The sequence below is a fragment of the Pseudomonas sp. B21-009 genome, assembly GCF_024749345.1.
Classification (GTDB): Bacteria; Pseudomonadota; Gammaproteobacteria; order Pseudomonadales; family Pseudomonadaceae; genus Aquipseudomonas.
This window is the reverse complement of sequence record NZ_CP087199.1, coordinates 1,545,348-1,570,124: the sequence shown is the minus strand read 5'-3', so window position 1 is coordinate 1,570,124 and position 24,777 is coordinate 1,545,348. Positions and strand designations below refer to the sequence as shown.

The 24,777-nt window shown below is 62.9% G+C and carries 16 protein-coding genes; 9 read left to right on the top strand and 7 right to left on the bottom strand.

Annotated elements, in window-relative coordinates; all coding sequences use genetic code 11:
* Positions 1 to 74 precede the first annotated feature (74 nt).
* Positions 75 to 629, bottom strand: coding sequence for a nitroreductase family protein (locus LOY34_RS07220; protein ID WP_195883337.1), 555 nt, complete (start codon positions 627 to 629; stop codon positions 75 to 77).
* A gap of 100 nt (positions 630 to 729) precedes the next feature.
* Between LOY34_RS07220 and LOY34_RS07215 the strand changes: the two genes are divergently transcribed.
* On the top strand, positions 730 to 2,184 hold the full coding sequence (locus tag LOY34_RS07215; protein ID WP_093385829.1) for a TrkH family potassium uptake protein: 1,455 nt from the start codon (positions 730 to 732) through the stop codon (positions 2,182 to 2,184).
* Here LOY34_RS07215 and LOY34_RS07210 read toward each other — a convergent pair.
* The gene (locus LOY34_RS07210; protein ID WP_045200099.1) at positions 2,141 to 3,220 is read right to left on the bottom strand and encodes an AraC family transcriptional regulator; all 1,080 of its coding nucleotides are present in this window, start codon (positions 3,218 to 3,220) and stop codon (positions 2,141 to 2,143) included. The two genes, LOY34_RS07215 and LOY34_RS07210, sit on opposite strands and share 44 nt — an antisense overlap.
* A 161-nt stretch (positions 3,221 to 3,381) precedes the next feature.
* On the opposite strand from LOY34_RS07210, the gene LOY34_RS07205 reads away from it, so the two are divergent.
* Positions 3,382 to 3,693: a DUF962 domain-containing protein gene (locus LOY34_RS07205; protein ID WP_093385834.1), complete on the top strand. Its 312-nt coding sequence runs from the start codon at positions 3,382 to 3,384 to the stop codon at positions 3,691 to 3,693.
* Positions 3,694 to 3,789: 96 nt separating this feature from the next.
* Positions 3,790 to 4,383: an HD domain-containing protein gene (locus LOY34_RS07200; protein WP_195883336.1), complete on the top strand. Its 594-nt coding sequence runs from the start codon at positions 3,790 to 3,792 to the stop codon at positions 4,381 to 4,383.
* On the opposite strand, the gene LOY34_RS07195 is transcribed toward LOY34_RS07200, so the two are convergent.
* The gene (locus tag LOY34_RS07195; protein ID WP_258664473.1) at positions 4,357 to 5,196 is read right to left on the bottom strand and encodes a UDP-2,3-diacylglucosamine diphosphatase; all 840 of its coding nucleotides are present in this window, start codon (positions 5,194 to 5,196) and stop codon (positions 4,357 to 4,359) included. The genes LOY34_RS07200 and LOY34_RS07195 overlap by 27 nt on opposite strands.
* A 135-nt stretch (positions 5,197 to 5,331) precedes the next feature.
* On the opposite strand from LOY34_RS07195, the gene LOY34_RS07190 reads away from it, so the two are divergent.
* Both LOY34_RS07190 and LOY34_RS07185 read left to right on the top strand, forming a co-directional pair.
* Positions 5,332 to 6,096, top strand: a complete 765-nt coding sequence (locus LOY34_RS07190) for a helix-turn-helix transcriptional regulator (RefSeq protein WP_195883334.1) — start codon at positions 5,332 to 5,334, stop codon at positions 6,094 to 6,096.
* Between the two features lie 78 nt (positions 6,097 to 6,174).
* A complete protein-coding gene (locus tag LOY34_RS07185; RefSeq protein ID WP_045200089.1) occupies positions 6,175 to 7,059 on the top strand; it encodes a DMT family transporter in 885 nt (294 codons plus the stop codon).
* 3 nt (positions 7,060 to 7,062) lie between these two features.
* Here LOY34_RS07185 and LOY34_RS07180 read toward each other — a convergent pair whose 3' ends face one another.
* A complete protein-coding gene (locus LOY34_RS07180) occupies positions 7,063 to 7,347 on the bottom strand; it encodes a SelT/SelW/SelH family protein (RefSeq protein WP_045200087.1) in 285 nt (94 codons plus the stop codon).
* Between the two features lie 70 nt (positions 7,348 to 7,417).
* On the opposite strand from LOY34_RS07180, the gene LOY34_RS07175 reads away from it, so the two are divergent.
* Entirely contained in the window at positions 7,418 to 9,607 is a 2,190-nt protein-coding gene (locus tag LOY34_RS07175; RefSeq protein WP_195883333.1) for a patatin-like phospholipase family protein, read from the top strand.
* Between the two features lie 6 nt (positions 9,608 to 9,613).
* Here the strand turns inward: LOY34_RS07175 and LOY34_RS07170 are convergent, their stop codons facing one another.
* Positions 9,614 to 10,048: a MarR family transcriptional regulator gene (locus tag LOY34_RS07170; RefSeq protein ID WP_045200083.1), complete on the bottom strand. Its 435-nt coding sequence runs from the start codon at positions 10,046 to 10,048 to the stop codon at positions 9,614 to 9,616.
* Positions 10,049 to 10,166: 118 nt separating this feature from the next.
* The gene (gene recQ / locus LOY34_RS07165) at positions 10,167 to 12,305 is read right to left on the bottom strand and encodes a DNA helicase RecQ (RefSeq protein WP_045200081.1); all 2,139 of its coding nucleotides are present in this window, start codon (positions 12,303 to 12,305) and stop codon (positions 10,167 to 10,169) included.
* Positions 12,306 to 12,550: 245 nt separating this feature from the next.
* Here recQ and LOY34_RS07160 point away from each other — a divergent pair, with 245 nt between their 5' ends.
* Together LOY34_RS07160 and LOY34_RS07155 are read left to right on the top strand one after the other, a co-directional pair.
* On the top strand, positions 12,551 to 13,138 hold the full coding sequence (locus LOY34_RS07160; protein WP_195883332.1) for a YecA family protein: 588 nt from the start codon (positions 12,551 to 12,553) through the stop codon (positions 13,136 to 13,138).
* 10 nt (positions 13,139 to 13,148) lie between these two features.
* Positions 13,149 to 13,514 (top strand): YbaN family protein, encoded by a 366-nt coding sequence (locus LOY34_RS07155; protein WP_045200076.1) that lies wholly within the window; start codon positions 13,149 to 13,151, stop codon positions 13,512 to 13,514.
* Positions 13,515 to 13,530: 16 nt separating this feature from the next.
* Here LOY34_RS07155 and LOY34_RS07150 read toward each other — a convergent pair whose 3' ends face one another.
* Complete coding sequence (locus LOY34_RS07150; RefSeq protein ID WP_258664469.1) at positions 13,531 to 22,872, bottom strand: retention module-containing protein; 9,342 nt, start codon at positions 22,870 to 22,872, stop codon at positions 13,531 to 13,533.
* A 520-nt stretch (positions 22,873 to 23,392) separates the two neighbouring features.
* Between LOY34_RS07150 and LOY34_RS07145 the strand changes: the two genes are divergently transcribed.
* Positions 23,393 to 24,766 (top strand): TolC family outer membrane protein, encoded by a 1,374-nt coding sequence (locus LOY34_RS07145; protein WP_045193386.1) that lies wholly within the window; start codon positions 23,393 to 23,395, stop codon positions 24,764 to 24,766.
* The last annotated feature ends 11 nt before the right edge of the window (positions 24,767 to 24,777 follow it).

Genomic DNA, 24,777 nt, shown 5'->3' with positions numbered 1-24,777 from the left:
AGCCCACTCCTACATTGTGGGAGCGGCGGTGCGACGCCTCGACTTGACCCGCGATGAGGCCCTACCCCCCGCTGCTACTCCCAGGCACTGACAAAATCAGCCGTCGCCAGCACCGGCGCGGTGCGCGGTTCATTTTGTGGAGTACCCAGGTACAGGAAGGCGATGATCTCTTCGTTGTCCGCCAGCCCCAATCCCTTGGCCACATGCTTGCTGTACGAAAGCTCACCGGTACGCCATACCGCACCAACACCCTGTGCATGAGCCGCGAGCAAAATTCCGTGGGCCGCGCAACCGGCCGCCAGGCGTTGCTCGGACTGCGGCACCTTGAAGTGATCCTGCAGCCGCGCAACCACAACCACCAGCAACGGCGCCCGCAACGGCATGGCCCGGGCCTTGTCCAGCGCCGCCTGGCCGGTCTCGCCATTGAGTTTGACCGCTTCGGCGAGCAGTTCGCCGAGCTTGGCCCGCGCCTCGCCCTCGACCGTCAGGAAGCGCCAGGGCCGCAACTGGCCGTGGTCCGGTGCCCGCAGGGCGGCCTGAAACAGCGCCTCGCGTTGTGCGGCATTGGGTGCCGGATCCAGCAGACGTGGAACCGAAACCCGGTTGAGCAATGCGTCGAGAGCCTCCATTGGCTACCCCTTGTGGATAAATGTCGGGCTATTCTAGCGTTTACTTAAAAAGGTCCATAGGTAGAATGGCGCCCTTCCGTTTTGAGTCAGAGCAGATCACATGGCGTTGCCGACCTTAAGGATCATTGGTTTCATCATCGGCATCTTCCTGATCACCCTGGCGATCAGCATGGTCGTGCCCATGGCCACCCTGGTGATCTTCGACCGCACGGGCGACCTGCCGTCGTTCCTGTGGGCCAGCATGATCACCTTTATCGCAGGCCTGGCCCTGGTCATCCAGGGCCGCCCCGAGCACGTGCACCTGCGCCCGCGCGACATGTACCTGCTGACGGTCAGCAGTTGGTTGGTGGTGTGCATCTTCGCCGCCCTGCCGTTCCTGCTGACCCAGCACATCAGCTATACCGACGCCTTTTTCGAAAGCATGTCCGGCATTACCGCCACCGGCGCCACCGTACTCAGCGGCCTCGACAGCATGTCGCCGGGTATCCTGATGTGGCGCTCGCTGCTGCACTGGCTCGGCGGTATCGGCTTTATCGCCATGGCCGTGGCGATCCTGCCGCTGCTGCGCATCGGCGGCATGCGCCTGTTCCAGACCGAGTCCTCGGACCGTTCCGAGAAGGTCATGCCACGCTCGCACATGGTCGCCAAGTCGATCGTGCTGGTGTACATCGGCATCACCACCCTCGGCGCCCTGGCCTTCTGGCTGGCGGGCATGAACGCCTTCGATGCGATCAACCACGCCATGTCGGCGATTTCCACCGGCGGTTTCTCTACCTCCGACCAGTCCCTGGCCAAGTGGGACATACCGGCGGTGCACTGGGTAGCGGTGGTGGTGATGATCCTCGGCAGCTTGCCGTTCGCCCTGTACGTGGCGACCATCCGCGGCAACCGCAAGGCGCTGATCAAGGACCAGCAGGTCCAGGGTTTGCTGGCGATGCTGGTAGCGACCTGGCTGGTGCTCGGCACCTGGTACTGGGCCACCACCAACCTGCACTGGCTCGACGCCCTGCGCCACGTGGCCCTGAACGTCACCTCGGTGGTCACCACCACCGGCTTCGCCCTGGGCGACTACAGCCTGTGGGGCAATTTCTCGCTGATGCTGTTCTTCTACCTGGGTTTTGTCGGCGGCTGCTCGGGCTCGACCGCTGGCGGCATCAAGATTTTCCGCTTCCAGGTGGCCTACATCCTGCTCAAGGCCAACTTGAACCAGCTGATTCACCCCCGGGCGGTGATCAAGCAGAAGTACAACGGCCACCGCCTCGATGAAGAGATCGTGCGTTCGATCCTGACCTTCTCGTTCTTCTTCGCCATCACCATCTGCGTCATCGCCCTGGCCCTGTCGCTGCTGGGTGTCGACTGGATGACCGCCCTGACCGGCGCCGCCAGCACCGTATCGGGCGTCGGCCCGGGCCTGGGCGAAACCATCGGCCCGGCCGGCAACTTCGCCACCCTGCCGGATGCGGCCAAGTGGATTCTGGCCTTCGGCATGCTGCTCGGGCGCCTGGAGATCATTACGGTGCTGGTGCTATGTATGCCGGCGTTCTGGCGTCACTGACCGGCGGATCCTCTACCGGGGCCACCACGGCCCCGTTCAAGCGCGCCCGGTACTCGCCAGGGGTGACATCGAACCAGCGGCGAAACGCCCTGAAAAAATTGCTCGGGTCGGCGAAACCCAGAAGATAGGCAGCCTCCAGCAGGGTCATGTTGGCTTGCGCCAGGTACTGCTCGGCAAGCTCGCGGCGGGTATCGTCCAGCAGCGTCTGAAAGCTCGTGCCCTCTTCCTGCAAGCGCCGCTGCAAGGTGCGCTGCGACAGGTGCAGGGCCTGGGCGATGGTTTCGCGCTTGGGCTCGCCCTGGGGCAAAACCCGGCACAACACCTGGCGCGCACGATGGGTAACCCGGCTTTCCGAGAAGCGCGCCAGGTATTCGCCAGCAAAGCGGTCGTGCAAGGTGGCCATGGCCTCGTTGGCGGTCGGCAGCGGCGCCTCCATATCAGCGCGCTCGAACACCAGCGCATCGTAGGGTGCGCTGAACACCAGCGGGGCATGGAATGCGGTCTTGTAAGGGCCCAAGTCCTTGGGCTGCGGCCCCTGGACCAGCACCCGACGCGGCTGGATCACTCGCCCGCTGAGCCAGCTGCACAGCGCCAGGGCGCAGGCCAGCGAGGCTTCGGCACTGTGCCGGGTGGGTGGCAGGTGATCGCCATGCACGGTCAGAATCAACGCATAGCCGTCGGGCTCAAGGCGAAAACTCAGGTCGGAGCTTTCGGCGATGATCCGCTGATAGCGCACCAGCCGCTCGAAACCTTCGGCCAGGGTGCGGCTTGACATCAGCGCGTAGCCGACCACATGAAAGGACGCCGGGCGTACCACCCGCGCCATGTTCAGGCCAATCGCCTGGTTGCCGGAAAGGTCGACCGCCAACTGCCACAGGCGGGTCATGGAGTCCTGGGTGAAGCGTGCGTCGGGGTCGTCCAGCGCGGTGAAATCCAGGCCAAGTTGCTTGAACATGGCACGGCAATCGAGCCCTTCCAGTTCAAGTGCCTTGACGATCCCTGATGCCCAGCTTGCTGACGTGGTTCTTTCGCTCATGGCTGGCTTCTTTTGTTACCGACAAGCCGCTCCTGCGGCGATCTCAAAGGATACTCAATTGGCGCCTATTGTCACTGCTCTGTAGTGTTACTCACTCTAGACTCAGATCAGGCTCCACGCCGTGTATCTTCGTCAGATTGACCAGACTCTGGAGCAGTGTCGTGAACAGCCCTCAGCAATTTCGCAGTTTTGCCGAGTTCTACCCCTATTACCTCGGCGAGCACAGTAACCCCACCTGCCGGCGCCTGCATTTCGTCGGTACCAGCCTGGTCATCGCCGTACTCGCCTTTGCCCTGGGCAGCGGCAACTGGTTGCTGCTGCTGGCCCTGCCCTTTGCCGGTTACGGCTTTGCCTGGGTCGGGCACTTCTTCTTCGAGAAAAACCGCCCCGCCACCTTCAAGCACCCGCTGTACAGCCTGATTGGCGACTTCGCCATGTACCGCGACATGCTGCGCGGCAAGGTCAGCTTCTGATTTCGGCCCGCAAGGTCAGAAACCCGTCCCGTGCGGCCACTGCCCCGACCAACGGTACAGGTAGAGTGCCCTGAAACCCCGCGTTTCGGAGCGCCGATGAACCAGCAAGCCCGCTTTAACCACATGCAGGACGGTACCGAGCAGGACTGGGCAATCATCGCCGAGGATTTCAGAGCCTATGCCAGCCAGCTGGCCGATCGCATCCTGGCGCACCTGCGCCTGCTCGATGGCGACTTCGGCGGCTTTCCCATCGACCGCCTGAGCCACTCCCTGCAAACCGCCAGCCGCGCCTGGCGTGACGGGCGCGATGAAGAGTACGTGGTCTGCGCGCTGTTGCACGACATCGGCGATACCCTGGGCAGCTACAATCACCCGGACATCGCCGCCGCCATCCTCAAGCCGTTCATCAGCCCGGAAAACCTGTGGATGGTAGAAAAACACGGGGTGTTCCAGGGCTACTACTTTTTCCATCACCTGGGCATGGACCGGCACCTGCGCGAGCAATTCCAGGACCATCCGCAGTACCAGCAAACCATCGAGTTCTGTGCCCGCTACGATGCCGCCGCCTTCGATCCGGGCTACGACAGCCTGCCCCTGAGCTTCTTCGAGCCGATGCTGCAGCGCCTGTTCGCCAAGCCCCGGCAGTCGATCTACAAGGCCGCGCTAGAGCAACCCGCCGCCACTGCCTGAATCCACCAGTTCCTCCAGCCCGGCCTGGCGCCGGGCGGCTTCGGCCTGGGCGTCGGCCAGGCGATAAAGCTCGATGCTGCCGTCCCAGTGCTCGATCAGTGCCGTGCACGACTCGACCCAATCACCGCAATTGAGGTAATCCACCTCGCCGACCTTGCGGATCTCGGCATGGTGAAGGTGCCCGCAGACCACACCATGAAAGCCGCGTTTGACGCACTCATGGGCGATGGCCTCCTCAAAGTCGCTGATGAAGCTGACTGCGCTCTTGACCTTGTGCTTGAGGTACGCCGACAGTGACCAGTAGCCGTAGCCATAGCGCGCACGCCAGTGGTTGAGCCAGCGGTTGAGGGTCAGGGTGAATTCGTAGGCCGAATCGCCGAGGAACGCCAGCCAGCGGTGATAACGGGTGATCACGTCGAACTGGTCGCCATGAATCACCAGCAGGCGCCGGCCATCGGCGGTCAGGTGCTCGGCCTGGTCGACCAACTGGATATTGCCCAGCACCAGCTTGGAGTAGCGACGCAGGAACTCGTCATGGTTGCCGGTCACGTAGATCACCTCGGTACCGCGCTTGCTCATGGTCAGCAGGCGGCGGATCACGTTGGTGTGCGCCTGGGGCCAGTACATGCCGCCGCGCAGCTTCCAGCCGTCGATGATGTCGCCGACCAGGTAGATGCGATCGGCCTGGTAACCCTTGAGAAACTGCGACAGGTGTTCGGCCTGGCAATCCCGGGTGCCCAGATGCACGTCCGAGATCCACAGGGTGCGCACGCGCTGTTTGCGCGAGGGTCTGACAAGCTCGGCACGGGTCATCGGCAGGCTCCGGGAAGGTTTGCGCCAGCTTGCCAAGCAGCGGTGAATCGAACATGACCGCCCGGTGTCGGTCTGATGACATGCCCGGCCCGCCTGCTTGCCTGTACACTGCTGCGATTGCCGGAGGAGCCTTCGATGAGCCGCGCCCCGATACTTTCCCTGCGCCATTATCGCCACGACCTGATCGCCCATAGCCACGACCATCCGCAACTGGTGTTCGGCCTGCGCGGGCGCCTGGAGTTCGAGGTCGAAGGCCGCGGCGCGCAGCTGGACCGCCAGGACCTGATGGTGGTCCCGGCTGGCCGCCATCACACCTGCGGCAGTACCGTCGGCAGCGATTGCCTGGTGCTGGACGTCCCGGTCGACAACTGGCTGGGCCAGAGCCTGGGCGCGCACCTGGACGCCAGCCAGCGCCTGCTGGAGCGGGCCGGGCCGTTGAGCCTGGACACTCGCCAACAGCAACTGGTCGACTGGCTGGCGGCCAGCCCGATCAACGATCCGCTAATCGCCCAGCAAGGTGCAGTGTTGCTGCTGGCCAGCCTGAACGGCGGCGCGGCGCCCGTTGCGCCGACAACCTCACTGCCCTATGCCCGCTTCGATGCGCATATCGAGCAGAACGCCGCCTACCCGCTGCAGGTGGCCGACCTGGCGCGCCTGGCCGGGCTATCCAGCGCGCGCCTGCATGCGCGGTTCATGGCTGAATGCGGGGTCACGCCCATGGACTATGTACGCCAGCGTCGCCTGCTACGCGCGCGGCAGCTACTACGCGATACCCGCTTGCCGATCGGCGATATCGCCTGCCAGGTCGGCTACAGCTCGCAAAGCGCCTTTGCCGCCGCCATGCTCAAGGCGTTTGGCCGCACGCCTGGTGCCTTGCGCCGCGATTGTGCCGACAATTGACGCGAGGACCGCGACAGACAGCGCCAGCGCCGCCCCCGTAAACTGGCGCCGCTGCCCTGCTCTCTGACAAGGACCACCATGAATCACCGCACTGCCCTCGGCGCCCTCCACATCGGCGCACTGTTTTTCGGCCTGACCGGCGTATTCGGCAAACTGGCCAGCGCCGCGCCGGCGATCATCGTCTTCGGCCGAGCCGCTTTTGCCGTGCTGGCATTGGCCGTGTTCGCAGGCTTTGCGCGCAAGGCCTGGCAGCCCCTGCAGGCCCAGGACTGGCGCCGCCTGCTGCTCGGCGGCGTACTGCTGGCCGGGCACTGGGTGAGCTTTTTCATTTCGGTGAAAGTCGCCGGTGTCGCCATCGCCACCCTCGGCTTTGCCAGCTTCCCGGCCTTTACCGTGATCCTTGAAGGCCTGCTGTTTCGCGAGCGCATCCGCACCAACGAGATCGTCCTGGTGCTGCTGGTGAGCATCGGCCTGGTGCTGGTAACCCCGGACTTCGACCTGGCCAGCCAGGCCACCGGCGGCCTGCTTTGGTCGCTGCTGTCAGGCCTGCTGTTTTCACTGCTGTCATTGACCAACCGTGCAGGCTCCGGGCGCATCCCGGCGGTGCAGGCGGCACTGTGCCAGAACGCCGTGGTCGCCCTGTGCCTGTTGCCGGTGGCCGCGCCGGCGCTGGGCAGCGTCAGCGCCATGGACTGGCTGTGGATCGGCCTGCTCGGGGTGTTCTGTACCGGCGTCGCCCACAGCCTGTTCGTCGCCAGCCTGGCGGTGATCAAGGCGCGCACCGCTGCCGTGGTGTTTGCTCTGGAGCCGGTCTACGGCATCGCCATGGCGTGGTTGATCTTCGCCGAAACCCCGACTTTGCGCATGCTTATGGGCGGTGTGCTGATCATTCTCGCCATCGTCATTTCCAGCCGCCTGGCGGCCGGCAATCAAGTAGGCAAGGCGGCGCTCGCCGAGGGCTGAGGGTCAGGGCCGGTCGTTGTGGCCCAGATCACGCTGCGGGTCGATCTGGTCGCGCACGCGCTGCTTGAGCACCTTGGCTTCAGGGAAGCCGCCATCGGCCTTGCGCTCCCAGATCTGCACGCCGTCGCAGGTAATACGGAAGGAGCCACCGGTGGCGGGTTCAAGGGCCACCCGCGCCAGATCGTCGCTGAAGGTGCTCAGCAGTTCCTGGGCCAGCCAGGCGGCACGCAGCAGCCATTGGCACTGGGTGCAGTAGGTAATGACAATTTCCGGTTTATGCGCGGACATACACTGAAGGTCTCCTGACAGGTGGGCGCGCTTATACTAGCGGTCTTTAGCCTTCGCTCCGAGAGTCATGATGCACCGCCTGCTGTTATCCCTGCTGCTGATGTTCGTTTGCTTCCCGCTGCTGGCCGCCGAAGCGCCCCGACCGAAAGTCGGCCTGGTGCTCTCCGGCGGTGCTGCCCGTGGCCTGGCCCATATCGGCGTGCTCAAGGCCCTCGAAGAACAGGGCATCAAGGTCGATGCGATTGCCGGCACCAGCATGGGAGCGGTGGTCGGCGGCCTGTACGCCTCCGGCTACAAGATCGACGAACTGGAAAAGCTCGCCCTCAACATCGACTGGCAGCAGGCGCTGTCCGACGCGCCGCCGCGCAAGGACGTGCCGTTTCGGCGCAAGCAGGATGACCGCGACTTTCTCGTCAAACAAAAGCTCAGCTTTCGCGACGACGGCAGCCTGGGCCTGCCGCTGGGGGTGATCCAGGGCCAGAACCTGGCGCTGCTGCTGGAAAGCATGCTCGCCCACACCAGCGACACCCGCGACTTCGACAAGCTGCCGATTCCCTTCCGCGCCGTGGCCACCGACATCGCCAGCGGCGAAAAGGTGGTATTCCGTCGTGGCCACCTGCCCCAGGTGATTCGCGCCAGCATGTCGATCCCGGCGGTGTTCGCCCCGGTCGAGATCGATGGCCGGCTACTGGTCGATGGCGGCATGGTCGACAACATTCCCCTGGACGTCGCGCGCGAGATGGGTGTGGACGTGGCCATCGTCGTCGACATCGGCACCCCGCTGCGCAGCCGCAAGCAGCTGGCAACCGTGGTCGATGTGCTCAACCAGTCGATCACCCTGATGACCCGACGCAACTCCGAAGAGCAACTGGCAGCGCTGCACCGCGACGACATTCTCATCCAGCCACCGCTGTCGAGTTTTGGCGTCACCGATTTCGGCCGCGCCCAGGACATGATCGACGCCGGCTACCGCGCCGCCCGCGCTTTGGACGCACGCCTGGCGGTGCTCAAGCGCCCGCAGGCCAGCGACGGCGAGCTGCTGGCCGCACGCTCGCCGAGCCAGCGCACACCGGTGATCACCGCGATCCGCATCGAGAACGATTCAAAAGTCAGCGACGACGTGATCCGCTACTACATTCGCCAACCCATCGGCGAGCCACTGGAACTGGGCCGCCTGCAGACCGACATGGGCACCCTGTACGGCCTCGACTACTTCGACCGGGTCCAGTACCGGGTAGTGCACAAGGGTGACGACAACACCCTGGTGATCAACGCCCGTGGCCGTCGCGGCGGCACCGACTACCTGCGCCTGGGTCTGAACCTGTCGGACGACATGCGCGGCGACAGCGCCTTCAACATCGGTGCCAGCTACCGGGTCAACGGCATCAACTCCCTCGGCGCCGAATGGCTGACCCGCGCGCAGATCGGCGACCAGCAAGAGCTGTACAGCGAGTTCTACCAGCCGCTGGATGCCGGCTCGCGCTATTTCATCGCGCCATACATTGACCTCGGCTCGCAAAACATCGAGGCGACCCTGGACGACGACCCGATTGCCGAATACCGTCTGGAGCGCTATGGCTTCGGTCTCAACTTCGGTCGGCAGATCGGCAACAACGGCGAAGTGCGCTTTGGCGTCGGCCAGGCCTGGGGCCAGGCCGAGGTGCGCATCGGCGACCAGGACCTGCCCAAGGTCAATTTCAACGAAGGCTTCTACGAGCTCAAGTACTCGTTCGACACCCTCGACAACGTCTACTTCCCCCATAGCGGCGAGGACATCAACCTGACCTTGCGCCAGTACGACCCCAACCTTGGCTCTGACCAGCGCTACCGGCAGTGGGACTTGAACATCGACAAGGCCATGAGCAGCGGCCCCAACACCTGGGTGGTAGGCGGTCGTTACGGCAGGACCCTGGATGATGCCGAGGTGGTCACCTCAAGCTTCGTGCTCGGCGGTGCGCGGCAGCTGTCGGGCTTTCGCCAGGACTCGGTGTCGGGACAGAACGTCAGCCTGATGCGCGTGGTCTATTACCGCCGCCTGACCCCACGCGCCTACCTGCCACTGGACTTCCCGTTGTACCTGGGCGGCTCGCTGGAACGCGGCCGGGCCTGGAACAACGACAACGAGTTCGACAGTGGCTACATCAATGCAGCCAGCATCTTCGTCGGTTTCGAGACGCCCCTGGGGCCGCTGAACTTCAGCTACGGGGCCAACAGCGAGAATCAGAAGGCGATGTACCTGAACCTGGGTCACACCTTCTGAGCAGGATCAGGACTTTTCCAGGTTGGCCAGGATCCGCGCATGGACGCGCATGCAAATGCGCATGTCCTCTTCGTCAACACCGACGAACAGCTCGGCGCGCAAGGCGTTGGCAATGGTTTCGATCTGGTCGATCAAAGGCTTGGCCGGTGGGCAGAGGAGGATTTTTTTCGCCCGTCGGTCTTCGAGCACCGCCTGACGGCGCACCAGCCCCTGGGTTTCCAGGCTATCGAGCAAGCGGGCCAGGGTCGGCCCCTCGACGCCGACACTCTGGGCCAGCTCGCGCTGGGTCGGCGCCTCATCGAAACGAGCCAGGTGCAGCAGCACCAGCCAGCGGGCCTGGGACAGGTTCAGCCCGGCCAGGCGGCGATCCAGTTCGGCGCGCCAGCCGCGGGACATGTGTGCCAGCTGCATCCCGAATTTGTGTTGGTCGGTCAACGGCATAGAGAAACTCATCATCAGAACTAATTATTAGTCAGCTAACCATGACCGTGAGCCGCAGGCAAGGCTCATACGGCTGGCGGTGCTTCGATAATCGTTATAAATGATGACAAGGCCGGTTTTACATCTCGAATTCGGCAGCCAGCGCGGCCCGTACGCAATACAAAACACCTTCAGGCACTCGCCCGCCAAACTGCTCGGCAATCGCCGACACCGGCGGCAACTCGCCTTCACCATCGAGGAAGGCATCCTGAACTTCGCCCAGCAGGTCTTCCGGCAGGTCCAGGGCCTGGTCCAGCGACAGCTCCTGGCGGCCAATGGCCTCGGCAAGCAGGCTGTAGACGTTCTTTTCGCTGCAGTTCAGCTGCCCGGCGATCTGCATCGGAGTCATGCCGGCGCGGGCCAGGCTGACCAGTTCGTGGCGCAGGTCGGTGACGATCTTTGGCGCTTCGACGCCGCCACCCAGCACTTCGAGGAAGGCTTCGCCGTAACGCTCGAGCTTGCGCGCACCGACGCCGCTGACCCGGCCCATCTCGCTGAGGCTGGTGGGCTGGCTGCGCAGCATCTCCAGCAGGGTCGAATCGGGGAAGATCACATACGGCGGTACACCGTGCTCTTCCGCGAGCTTGCGGCGCAACGCACGCAGGGCTTCCCATTGTTCGCGCTCTTCGCCACGCACCAGCTGGCTGGCCGGGCTGCCGCCACTGCTGCTGCCACCCTTGCTGCTGGTTTGTGGCTTGAGATCTTTACGCAGCTCGAGGCTGACTTCACCGCGCAGCAACGGCCGGCACGTGTCGGACAGGCGCAGGCCGCCGTAACCTTCGAGGTCGATGTCGGCCAGGCCGCGGGCGACCAACTGGCGGAACAGCGAACGCCAGTCGTGCTCGGAGCGGTCCTTGCCAACGCCGTACACGGCCAGTTTCTCGTGGCCGAAATTGCGGATCTTTTCGTTGTCGCGCCCCAGCAGTACATCTACCAGGTGGCCGACGCCATAGCGCTGACCGGTGCGATACACCGCCGACAGCGCCTGGCGCGCAGGCTCGGTGGCATCCCAGGTCTGCACGCCATCGATGCAGTTGTCGCAATGGCCGCACGGCTGCGGCAACTCTTCGTCGAAGTAGTTGAGCAGGGTCTGGCGGCGGCAGCGGGTTTCTTCACACAAGGCGAGCATGGCATCGAGCTTGTGTTGCTCAATGCGCTTGTGGCGCTCGTCGCCTTCAGAGTTTTGCAGCATCTGCTTGAGCATTACCATGTCTTGCAGGCCGTAGGCCATCCAGGCATCGGCAGGCAGGCCGTCACGACCGGCGCGGCCGGTTTCCTGGTAGTAGGCCTCGAGCGACTTGGGCAGGTCGAGGTGAGCAACGAAGCGTACGTTGGGCTTGTCGATGCCCATGCCGAAGGCAATGGTGGCGACCATGATCAGGCCTTCCTCGTTGAGAAAGCGCCGCTGGTTGGAGGCGCGGGTCTCGGCAGGCAGGCCGGCATGGTAAGGCAAGGCCGGGAAGCCCTGCTCGCACAGGTAGGCGGCGACGTCGTCGACCTTCTTGCGCGACAGGCAGTAGACGATACCGGCGTTGCCGCGCCGCTCGCCGAGGAACGCCAGCAACTGCTTGCGCGGCTGCTCCTTGGGCACGATGCGGTAGAAGATGTTCGGCCGGTCGAAGCTCGACAGGAAGCGCTCGGCGTTCTGCAGGTGCAGGCGGGTGACGATCTCTTCACGGGTGCGCATGTCCGCGGTGGCGGTCAGGGCAATGCGCGGCACATTGGGGAACAGTTCGGCCAGTTGCCCCAGTTGCAGGTACTCGGGACGGAAGTCATGGCCCCACTGCGACACACAGTGGGCCTCGTCGATGGCAAACAGGGCGATGTCGAGGGTACGCAGGAAATCGAGCATGCGCGGCTGCACCAGGCGCTCGGGAGCCAGGTAGAGCATCTTCACTTCGCCGCGGCGGATACGCCCGGCCAGTTCGCGTTGCTGCTCGGCGCTGAGGGTCGAGTTCAGCGAAGCGGCGGCCACGCCCAATTCGTCGAGGGTCGCCACCTGGTCGTCCATCAGCGCGATCAACGGCGATACCACCACCGCCAGGCCAGGGCGCAACAGGGCCGGGACCTGGAAGCACAGCGACTTGCCGCCGCCGGTGGGCATCAGGACCAGCGCATCGCCACCCTTGGCCACGCATTCGATGATCGCGCCCTGGCGACCCCGAAAACTGTCGTAACCGAAGATGTCCTTGAGGACGCGCTGAGCCTGTTCGAGCATAAAAACTCCAAAAATCGCAGAACCATCCTGGGCACAGGCTGGACGAAAAACCCGCTGGCGACACCCGAAAATGCGTAAGCGGCTTTTACCCTACCCCCAAGTTACAAGGGCCCTGGGATAAAAGCCGGGCATTATACCGGAGCCTGCGGCCTAGCAGGATGCTCTGCGATAGACGTCTTCCTTTGCCTCGTTTGCGCTGCAAGGTGCTAGAATTCAGTATCGTTTATTCCCAAGGTAGCCCCGTAATGTCCTTCGCCGAGCAACTGACCCGCCTGCAAGCCTTCCTCGACGCCGACGAGCTGCATGAAGAGGCGCTCGACTACGTGGCCGCCCACGGCTACATGACCGCGCTGTCGATCTGTGCCGAGTCGGTTCCGGACCGCGAATGGATCGACGCCCTGTTCGCCGAAGAGCCGCATTACAAGGACGACGCCGAGCGCGAAGCCATCGAAGGCACCCTGCTCGCCCTCAAGGCCCACATCGCCCGCCAGCTGGCCAGCGACGAAGAGTTCGAGCTGCCATGCGACCTCGACCTTGGTGAAGACCCGGACGACTCCGACCTGCGCGGCTGGTGCATCGGCTTCATGGAGGGCGTGTTCCTGCGCGAAGAGGCCTGGTTCGAATCGGCTGAAGACGAAGTCAGCGAGATGCTCCTGCCGATCATGGTCGGTTCCGGCCTGTTCGATGAACAGCCAGAATTCGAAGACATCGCCAAGGACGCCAACCTGCAGGACGACATGATCGTGCAGATCCCTGAAGCCCTGACCGCGCTGTACCTGCTGCTGCACGCGCCGGACGAGAAGCCAGCCCTGCTCAAGCCTCGCCACCACTGAGTCGGCGTCCATGCGCTACCTGCTGCTGGCCATCGGCTGGCTCAGCGTCGCGCTGGGGGTGATCGGGATCTTCCTGCCGGTACTGCCGACCACCCCGTTCCTGCTCCTGGCTGCTGCGTGCTTTGCGCGCAGCTCGCCGCGCTTTCACCACTGGCTGGTCAACCACCCCAAGCTCGGGCCGTGGATTCGTGACTACCTCAGTGGCGAAGGCATTCCCCTCAAAGGCAAGGTCTACGCCATCGGCCTGATGTGGCTGAGCATCGGTTTGTCCTGCTACCTGGTGCCGCTGATCTGGGCGCGGGGGTTCATGCTCACCAGCGCGGTGCTGGTGAGCATTTACATCCTGCGGCAGAAAACCCTGCGGCGCCCGTCCTGAGACTGCAGCAACAGACCTATACGGTATCCACCTTCAACGAATGATCGTTGAGCATGCCGTTGATGATCGTCGCCGTGTCCTGCCCTGCCGCAATCACCCCGCCCGCACCTGCCGTCACACCATAGTGCTGGGCCAGGTTCACCCCTGCCAGGTCGATGGTCTGGGTCGGCGCCGCACCTGCCACCGAGCTGACCTCGATGGTCGACACCACGCTGGCGCCACTGCCGGTGACCTTGAAGTGCAGGTAGTCATCCAGCGACGCTGTCGTTGCATTCTCACCCTGCAACAGCTGCGACAGGTCCAGACGATCGGTGCCCGGGGTGAAGTCGGTGACCACGTCGTGCCCGGTGTTGCCCTGCTGGTACAGGAAGGTATCGCTACCCGTGCCGCCAGTCAGGGTGTTGTTGCCCGGGCCGCCGATCAGCACATCATCACCGCCACCGCCGATCAGGGTGTCGTTGCCCAGGCCGCCGTTGAGCACGTTGGCGTTGTCGTTACCGGTCAGGTTGTCGTTGTAGTCCGAGCCGATCAGGTTTTCGATCGCCACCAGGGTGTCGGTACCGGCACCCCCGGTGTTCTGCGCTCCGACCGTGCTCAGATTGACCGTCACCGCGCTGCCGGCGCTGGCGTAGCTGGCGGTGTCAATACCCGCGCCACCGTCGAGCAGGTCGTTGCCGGCACCACCGATCAACAGGTCATTGCCATCACCGCCGTAGAGGAAGTCGTTGCCATCCCCGCCGATCAACACATCGTTGCCCGCACCTGCATTGAGGGTATCGTTGCCGGCGCCGGCCAGCAGGGTATCGTCACCGCTGGTACCGGTGAGGGTATTGCCCTCCTGATAAACGATGTCGACATTGCCGGTGCTGCTGCCACCATGCCCGTCGCTGACGGTATAGGTGCCGTAGGCGGTTTCGTTCTGGGCGTTGGAATAGTCGACAGTCATGGTCAGCGCGTAGTTTTCAGCCGCGTTGGTGTTGCTGCCTGACGAGTTGGTGAGGTTGACCAGGTGGATGCTGTAGAGGCCGGCATGACTGGCGGTGAAAGAGCCGCCGTCGGCGATGGTTTGATAGCTGCCGCTCTCGTCTTTCCATTCCATCAGGATGTTGCCCGCTGCCAGGTTGTGATCGAGGGTCAGCGTCTCGCCTTTTTTCAGGGTAACGGTCAATACGTCCTCATCGTTGGCATTGGCCGTGGTCACAGCACCCAGGTATCCGCTGACAACCAGTGCCGCCGTCATGGCATTGGCCGGGCCCCTGAAGGCACTGCGCGGCAGGTCCCGCAGCTGGTTGGCGCCGGTGTTGTTGGTGCCGTTGAAGACAACCGTCGGCGGTGTACCGCTGCCCACGGTAAAGCCTGCCCCTTTTGCCGCCCAGCCGGTATCGAAGGTGGTCGTCGAAGGCACGCTCAGGCGGTCATGGTTGGCATCGCTGTCATTGGCCAGCAAGGCTTCGGCGGGCACGGTGATGCTGCTCGACAGAATGTTGCTGATGACATGGTCGGCCCCGGCCACTGGCGCGGTATTGGCGTAGACATTGATCACCAGGTTGGCACTGGCGGTATCGCCATCGTTGTCACTGGCGACGAAGCCGATCTGCTCGACCTGGCCGCTGCCGGTGTCCTTGGGCGGCGTGTAGGTAAAGTCGCCGGTATCCATGTTGACCACGATGCTGCCGCCGATCGCCGTCTTCACGGTAATGCTGTTGGTGCCGGTATCGAAAGTACCCCGGTCCGCCGCACCGCTGGTGGCATAAGAGCCCGCACCGCCGTTGCCCTTCGGATCGTAGGTGTAGGTAGTGCCATCGATAACCAGCGACTTGATAAAGCCGCCATCAGCGCCGAACTGGCCGCCACTCATCAGACTGCCAGTGATCGGTGCGCCCTGGACGGTGCCAGACAGCACCGAGTTGAGCTGGTTGAGGTCGGTGACCACCGTGGCATTGGTGTCGGTGTGGGTACTACCGTCGTAGGACAACGGGTTGAGGTTACCGGCATTGACGCCACTGCCCAGACCGATCGCGTAGGACTTGATCCCATTACTGTCGAGGAAACCCTCCCATTCAACTTCGCGCGGCGCGGTAATCGCGTGCCCCGACGTAGGTGCGCCGTCGGAGAAGAAGTACACGATATTTTGCGCACCGGTGATTTTGCCCCCGGTGGTGTAGGCCGACTGCGCCGAGGTAATCGCTGAATCGTAATAGGTCGAACCACCCGCGCTGAGGCCGTTGACGATAGCCTTGGCCTGGTCGACGGTCACCCACACAGTTGAAGGCTGGTTGGCCCCGGTAGAGAAGGTCACCAGTTGGACCTTTACATCGCCCATTTCATCGTACTTGTCGAGCAAGGCATTGATCGCCTGCTTGGCCAGTTGCATACGCGTCAGCCCCGGCACGCCGGACGCCTCATTCATACTGCCGGACACATCGATCACCAGCAGCAGGTTGGAGTCCACCTGCCCCGGAGTCACCGAGCGTTCTGCCCCGACTGCATTCGGTACGTCGTCGACAATCTTCACATCGATCGTCGCGTTGGCGGAGCTGCCATCGGTGTCGGTGGCGACGACATTGATGCTCTCGTTGAGGTTGTTGATGCCATTGGCGTTCGGGTGGTTTTCGTTGTCGAGCAAGGTGTAGGTGTAACTGACCACCCCGGTGGCCGGGTTGTAACCGGTGATGGTGATCGAGTTACCCAGCGGCGTAGTCCCGCTCTGTGGGAAGCCGTTGACCACCCCGCCACTGACCACGCTGATGCCACCGACGGTCAGGCTTTGCAGCCCGTCAGGGACCGTCACGGTGAAGGTGCCGCTCTGGGTCAGGGCCGGAGAGTCCGGGCTGGTGCCGTCGCTGAGGTTCTTCTCGTAGACGGTCAGCTCGCCACCGTTGACGTTCAGGCCGTCAATGGTGACCGGGTTGTCCAGGTTGCTGACATTGAGCTTGAGCGTCGCTGTGCTGGTGTCGCCATCGGCATCGCGCAAGGTGTAGGTGAAAGTATCGACACCTGTGCCACCGCCGTGCAGGTTGATGAAGTCCGTATCGTTGGGGTTCAGGGTGTAGGTGTAGGAACCGTCGGCGGCCAGCACCAGGGTGCCGTAGGTACCGACAAAGGTGCCAGCGGTGATCGGCCCGGTTACGCGGTCGGCGCCCTGTACGTCGTTGGTCAGCACATTGCCGGTGAGGGTCAGCTGTACCTCAGTGGCCGTAACTGCGTTGGTGTCGTTAACAGCGCTCGGCAGGTCATCGACGATATTGACGTCGATCGAACCGCTGGCGGTGCTGCCGTCGGTATCGGTGGCGGTTACCGTAAAGCTTTCGTTGAGACTATTGGCGCCATTGGCCGTCGGATGGCTCTCGTTATCGAGCAAGGTGTAGCTGTAGGTCACCACGCCGGTCGCCGGATTGTAGCCGGTGATGGTCAGGGTATTGCCCAGGGCGGTGGTCGCCGATTGCGGGAAGCCGCTGACCACGCCGCCACTGACCACGTTGATGCCACCGACGGTCAGAGTCTGCAGGCCGTCCGGGGCGGTGACGGTAAAGCTCGCGCTCTGGGTCAGGGCCGGAATATTCGGGTTGCTGCCGTCGCCAAGGTTCTTCTCGAAAACGGTCAGCTCACCGCCGTTGACATTCAGGCCGTTGAGGGTCACCGGGTCGTTGAGGTTGGTGACGTTGAGCACCAAGTTGGCGGTGCTGATGTCGCCGTCGGCGTCCTTCAGGGTGTAAGTGAATGTCTCGGTGCCATTGCCGCCACCGTGCAGGTTTTTGAAGTCTACGTCGGTAGGATCGAGGGTGTAGGTGTAGGAACCGTCAGCGGCCAGTACCAATGTGCCGTAGGTGCCGACGAAGGTGCCGGCAGTAATTGGCCCGGTGGGTACACGGTCCGCGCCCTGCACATCGTTGGTCAGCACGTTGCCGGTCAGGGTCAGCTGGTTCTCGGTGGCGGTGACGGCATTGGTATCGCCCGCCGCGGTCGGTACGTCGTCGACGATATTCACATCGATGGACCCGCTGGCAGTGCTGCCATCGGTGTCCGTAGCCGTTACGGTAAAGCTTTCGTTGAGGCTGTTGGCGCCATTGGCCGTCGGATGGTTCTCGTTATCGAGCAAGGTGTAGCTGTAGGTCACCACGCCGGTGGCCGGGTTGTAGCCGGTGATGGTCAGGGTGTTGCCCAGTGCGGTGGTTGCCGATTGCGGGAAGCCGTTGGCCACCCCGCCACTGACCACGGTGATGCCACCGACGGTCAGAGTCTGCAGGCCGTCCGGGGCGGTGACGGTAAAGCTCGCGCTCTGGGTCAGGGCCGGGATATTCGGGTTGCTGCCGTCGCCAAGGTTCTTCTCGAAAACGGTCAGCTCGCCGCCGTTGACGTTCAGGCCGTTGAGGGTCACCGGGTCGTTGAGGTTGGTGATATTCAGCACCAGGTTGGCGGTGCTGATGTCGCCGTCGGCGTCCTTCAGGGTGTAAGTGAATGTCTCGGTGCCATTGCCGCCACCGTGCAGGTTTTTGAAGTCTGCGTCGGTAGGATCGAGGGTGTAGGTGTAGGAACCGTCAGCGGCCAGCACCAAGGTGCCGTAGGTGCCGACGAAGGTGCCGGCGGTGATCGGACCGGTTGGCACACGGTCCGCACCCTGCACGTCGTTGGTCAGCACGTTGCCGGTCAGGGTCAGCTGGTTCTCGGTAGCGGTAACGGCGTTGGTATCGCCTGCCGCGGTCGGTACGTCGTCGACGATATTCACATCGATGGAACCGCTGGCGGTGCTGCCGTCGGTATCGGTGGCGGTTACCGTAAAGCTTTCGTTGAGACTATTGGCGCCATTGGCTGTCGGATGGTTCTCGTTATCGAGCAAGGTGTAGCTATAGGTCACCACGCCGGTGGCCGGGTTGTAGCCGGTGATGGTCAGGGTGTTGCCCAGGGCGGTGGTTGCCGATTGCGGGAAGCCGCTGGCCACGCCGCCGCTGACCACGGTGATGCCACCGACGGTCAGAGTCTGCAGGCCGTCCGGGGCGGTGACGGTAAAGCTCGCGCTCTGGGTCAGGGCCGGAATATTCGGGTTGCTGCCGTCGCCGAGGTTCTTCTCGAAAACGGTCAGCTCGCCGCCGTTGACGTTCAGGCCGTTGAGGGTCACCGGGTCGTTGAGGTTGGTGATATTCAGCACCAGGTTGGCGGTGCTGATGTCGCCGTCGGCGTCCTTCAGGGTGTAAGTGAATGTCTCGGTGCCATTGCCGCCACCGTGCAGGTTTTTGAAGTCTGCGTCGGTAGGATCGAGGGTGTAGGTGTAGGAACCGTCAGCGGCCAGTACCAATGTGCCGTAGGTGCCGACGAAGGTGCCGGCGGTGATCGGCCCGGTTGGCACACGGTCCGCGCCCTGCACGTCGTTGGTCAGCACATTACCGGTCAGGGTCAGCTGGTTCTCGGTGGCGGTGACGGCGTTGGTATCGCCTGCTGCGGTCGGTACGTCGTCGACGATGTTCACATCGATGGACCCGCTGGCAGTGCTGCCATCGGTGTCCGTAGCCGTTACGGTAAAGCTTTCGTTGAGGCTGTTGGCACCATTGGCCGTCGGATGGCTCTCGTTATCGAGCAAGGTGTAGCTGTAGGTCACCACGCCGGTCGCCGGGTTGTAGCCGGTGATGGTCAGGGTATTGCCCAGGGCGGTAGTCGCCGATTGCGGGAAGCCGCTGGCCACGCCGCCGCTGACCACGGTGATGCCACCGACGGTCAAAGTCTGCAGGCCGTCCGGGGCGGTGACGGTAAAGCTCGCGCTCTGGGTCAGGGCCGGAATATTCGGGTTGCTGCCGTCGCCAAGGTTCTTCTCGAAAACGGTCAGTTCACCGCCATTGACGTTCAAGCCATTGAGAGTCACCGGATCGTTGAGGTTGGTGACATTGAGCACCAGGTTGGCGGTGGACACATCGCCATCAGCATCGGTCAGGGTGTAGGTAAAGGTCTCGACCCCGTTACCGCCGCCATGCAGGTTGAAGAAGTCCGGATCGGCAGTGTTCAGCGTGTAGGTGTAGGAACCGTCGGCGGCCAGCACCAAGGTGCCGTAGGTGCCGACGAAGGTGCCGGCAGTAATTGGCCCGGTGGGTACACGGTCCGCACCCTGCACGTCGTTGGTCAGCACATTACCGGTAAGGGTCAGCTGGTTCTCGGTAGCGGTAACGGCGTTGGTATCGCCTGCCGCGGTCGGCACGTCGTCGACGATGTTCACATCGATGGAACCGCTGGCAGTGCTGCCGTCGGTGTCCGTCACACTGACCGTAAAGCTCTCGCCCAGGCTGTTGGTGCCGTTGGCGTTCGGGTGGGCTTCGTTGTCGAGCAAGGTGTAGCTGTAGGTCACCACGCCGGTCGAGGCGTCATAACCGGTGATGGTCAAGGTATTGCCCAGGGCGGTGGTCGCCGATTGCGGGAAGCCGCTGGCCACGCCGCCACTGACCACGGTAATGCCACCGACGGTCAGGGTTTGCACACCGTCCAACGCAGTCACCGTGAAGCTGCCAGTTTGCGTCAGCGCTGGCGTATCCGGGTTGCTGCCGTCGCCGAGGTTCTTCTCGAAAACCGTCAGCTCGCCGCCTTCAACGTTCAAGCCATTGAGAGTCACCGGGTCGTTGAGGTTGGTGATATTCAGCACCAGGTTGGCGGTGGACACATCGCCATCAGCATCGGTCAGGGTGTAAGTAAAGGTCTCGACCCCGTTACCGCCGCCATGCAGGTTGAAGAAGTCCGGATCGGCAGTGTTCAGCGTGTAGGTGTAGGAACCGTCAGCGGCCAGTACCAAGGTGCCGTAGGTGCCGACGAAGGTGCCGGCGGTGATCGGCCCGGTTGGCACACGGTCCGCGCCCTGCACATCGTTGGTCAGCACGTTGCCGGTCAGGGTCAGCTGGTTCTCGGTAGCGGTAACGGCGTTGGTATCGCCTGCCGCGGTCGGCACGTCGTCGACGATATTCACATCGATGGACCCGCTGGCAGTGCTGCCGTCGGTGTCCGTCACACTGACCGTGAAGCTCTCGCCCAGGCTGTTGGTGCCGTTGGCGTTCGGGTGGGCCTCGTTGTCGAGCAAGGTGTAGCTGTAGGTCACCACGCCGGTCGAGGCGTCATAACCGGTGATGGTCAAGGTATTGCCCAGCGCCGTGGTGGCCGATTGCGGGAAGCCGCTGGCCACGCCGCCACTGACCACGGTAATGCCACCGACGGTCAGGGTTTGCACACCGTCCAGCGCGGTCACCGTGAAACTGCCGGTCTGGGTCAGGGCTGGCGTATCCGGGTTGCTGCCGTCGCCGAGGTTCTTCTCGAAAACCGTCAGCTCGCCGCCTTCAACGTTCAAGCCATTGAGAGTCACCGGGTCATTGAGGTTGGTGACATTGAGCACCAGGTTGGCGGTGGACACATCGCCATCAGCATCGGTCAGGGTGTAGGTAAAGGTCTCGACCCCGTTACCGCCGCCATGCAGGTTGAAGAAGTCCGAATCGGCAGGATTCAGCGTGTAGGTGTAGGACCCGTCGGCGGCCAGCACCAAGGTGCCGTAGGTGCCGACGAAGGTGCCGGCAGTAATTGGCCCCGTGGGTACACGGTCCGCACCCTGCACGTCGTTGGTCAGCACGTTGCCGGTCAGGGTCAGCTGGTTCTCGGTAGCGGTAACGGCGTTGGTATCTGCCGCCGCGGTCGGCACGTCGTCGACGATGGAAACATCGATACTCATGCTCGCGCTGCTGCCATCGGTATCGGTAGCAACCACGTTGAAACTCTCGCCCAGTGAGTTGCTGCCATTGCCGGCGGCATGCGCTTCGCTGCCATTGAGGGTGTAGCTGTAGGTGACCTCCCCGGTGGCCGGGTTAAAACCGTTGATGGTCAGGGTGTTGCCCAGGGCCGTGGTGAGTGATTGCGGGAAGCCATTGACCACCCCGGCACTGATCACATTGATACCGCCCACCGTCAGCGATTGCAGGCCGTCGGCGGCGGTCACGGTGAAGGTTCCACTCTGGGTCAGTGCCGCCGCATCAGGGCTGCTGCCAGCTGCCAGGTTCTTCTCGAACAGCACCAGCTCGCCGCCATTGATGCTCAGCCCGTTGAGTTCCACCGGGTCATTGAGGTTGCTGACGTTGAGCACCAGATTGGCGCTGGAAACATCACCGTCGGCATCGGTGAGGGTGTAGGTGAAGGTCTCGACGCCATTACCACCGCCATGCAGATTGATGAAATCCGGATCGGCAGTATTCAGCGTATAGGTGTAGGAACCGTCGGCGGCCAGCACCAAAGTGCCGTAGGTACCGACGAAGGTGCCGGCGGTAATCGGCCCGGTTGGTACCCGGTCTGCGCCTTGCACGTCATTGGTCAGCACGTTGCCGGTCAGGGTCAGCTGGTTCTCGGTGGCGGTGACGGCATTGCTATCGGCCACTGCCCGCGGTACGTCGTCAATCACCGTGACATCCAGCGAGCCAGTGGCTACGTCGCCGTCGGTATCACTGACCAGTACCGCGATGCTTTCACCAAGCCCGTTGGCACCCGCGCCACTGGGGTGGGTTTCGGCACCGTTGAGTGTGTAGCTGTAGCTGACCACGCCAGTGGCAGGGTCATAGCCGGTAATGGTCAGCAAATTGCCCAGGCCAGTGGTGATCGACTGGCCGATGCCGGTCACCGCACCGGCGGTGACCACATTGATGCCGCCGACGTTAAGGTTGAACACCCCATCGGGTGCCTGCACGGTAAAACTGCCCGCCTGGGTCAGGGCCGCCGGATTGCTGGCCGAGCCCTGGGGTAGATTGGCCTCGTTCAACGACAGCTCGCCGCCCTCGACGGCAAGCCCTTCGAGGCTGACCGGGTTGTCGATCACCGGCACTGGCGGGGCTTCGTCATTGTTGTTGATCAGGCCGACGTCCAGCTGCGGCAACTCGGGAAAGCCGTTGAAGCCTGCGGTGGGAAAGCCGATCTGCGGATCAACGCGCCCGGCCACCTCGTTGAGGATCACGAAGGTATGCCCGCCGCCCAGTGCCCCCGTTGCTCCGCCAGTGCTTGGGCCGGCTGCAGTGGGGTCGGCGTCCTGGCTCGGGTCGGCACCCGCAGCGATGGCTTGCTGGAGTTTCTCGACATCAGACAGTTGCGCCTGGCTGGGGGTCTGCGACTCCGGTGTATCAACATGCGGCGCGCGATCCGCCAGCAGCTCAGGGGTCAGGGTCAGATTGCTGTCACGGCCGAGGGTCAGTTCGGCACCGTTTTGCAGGTGGACGGCGACTGCGCCAGCAAGGCCTGTATCCAGCTGCTCGCCGGCATATACCTTGTCGCCTTCGATCAGCGGCCGGCGGCTGCCATCGCTGCCTACAGCGAAGACTTCGCCCACCACCTTGCTGACGACACCGATTAACTTAGCCATGAGCGCACTCCTCCACTGCAAATCGGTTGATTGCAGCAACGTGCGCTGAACTATCGCGTGGCCAGCCCGGCGGAATTAACCCGGGCCAACGCTAAAACAGCCCTGGAGTGCGAGATGATTTCAATGAAATCAATGACTTCGCCTGCCAGAGCTGCGGTGAAAGTGATTGAGCGAAGTGGCCTAGTGACACCTGCCAAAAATTTGTCGCCAAACTTCGCCCCGCCTCCATCCCCTCCGCTACATCCATGCCCTCTGCTGCAAAAACACGGGAACTTTCTCTGACGCCCGAAAAAATGCACCCTAGCGCTGATTCCACGGGCTGCCTGATATGAACAATGTCTCGGATTTCTTAGACCGCATAAGTTTTTTTTCGCATAACTCTTATGAAAAAATCTTCTTAGCTTCGCGCGTAAATGTTCTTAGCTCTGTTGTTACAAGCCTGATACGGTTTGACCTCAGGTTTTCGTCACTTTTTTGACGAATCGCAGGACCATTATTAGAAATCAGGGAGAAGTAACCCATGCGCGTTTTGACCCCCATCACCAGCGCAATTCTGTTGGCCATGGCATGTGCCAATGCCCAGGCGATGTCACTTAATGAGGCTGTGCAAAGCGCCGTGGATTACCACCCGGAAATCGGCTCCAGCAAAAACAGCCGGCTGTCGGCCGATGAAGACGTGAAGTTCGCCCGAGGCGGTTACTTCCCCACCGTCGACCTGGTGGCCGGTTACGGTCGACAACGCTCCGACAACACCAATACCCGTGGCTTCAATGCCGACGGCACGCGTAATCATAATAAAGAGACACTGACCTACACCCAGTCCGACCTGCGCCTGCGGCAGATGCTCTTCGACGGCTTCAACACCGCCAACGAAGTCGGCCGTACCGAGGCAGTGGTGAACTCGCGGGCCTACTACACCCAGGCCACCGCCCAGTCCGTCGCCCTGAGTACCGTCGAGGTGTACCTTGAAGTGCTCAAACGCCGCGAGCTGGTAACCCTGGCCAAGAACAACCTGCAGGCGCACCTGCGGGTCAACGACCAGATCGGCCTGCGCAGTGAGCGCGGGGTCGGCAGCAACGCCGACCGCGACCAGTCCACTGCCCGTCGCGCCTTGGCGGAAAACAACCTGTACACCGCCGAGGTCGACCTGGCCGATGCCGAGGCCAGGTTCTATAGCGTCGTCGGTCGCCAGCCCGATGAGCTGGAAACCCCGGTGACCATCAAGGGCGAAGTGCCTGCTGACCTGGCTGCTGCACGCCAGGACATGCTCGAAAACAACCCTTACCTGAAATCCGCCCAGGCCGACGTCAATGCGGCCGAGCAGCAATACGAAGTGGCCAAGTCGCCGTTCTACCCGCGTATTGACGCAGTATTGGCAACCGGTGCCAACAACAACACTGCAGGTCAGGTCGGCCACGACAACAACGACTGGCAGGCCGGTGTCGAGCTCAGTTACAACCTGTTCCGCGGCGGCAGCGACAAGGCCCGCCTGCAGTCCGATGCGCACAAGATCAACCAGGCCATGGACATCCGCAACAACGCCCTGCGCCAGCTGACCGAAGACCTGTCGCTGTCGTGGAACGCCATGAACAACGCCCGCGTGCAACTGCCGGCGGCCCGCGAGTACGCCGAGACCACCACCCGTGTGCGCGCCGCTTATCAGGACCAGTTCGGCCTCGGCCAACGCACCCTGCTCGATTTGCTCGACAGTGAAAACGAGCTGTACAACGCCAACCGCCGCTACACCGAAGTGCGCTACACCGAAGAGTTCTCCATGTACCGGGTGCTGGCCAACATGGGTGAACTGCTGAACAAGCAGCGCATCTCGCTGCCACCCGAGGCGATCGCCAAGAGCGAAGTGAAGAGCGAGGCGCGCCTGCCCGATATGCGCTAAACCCCTCCAAC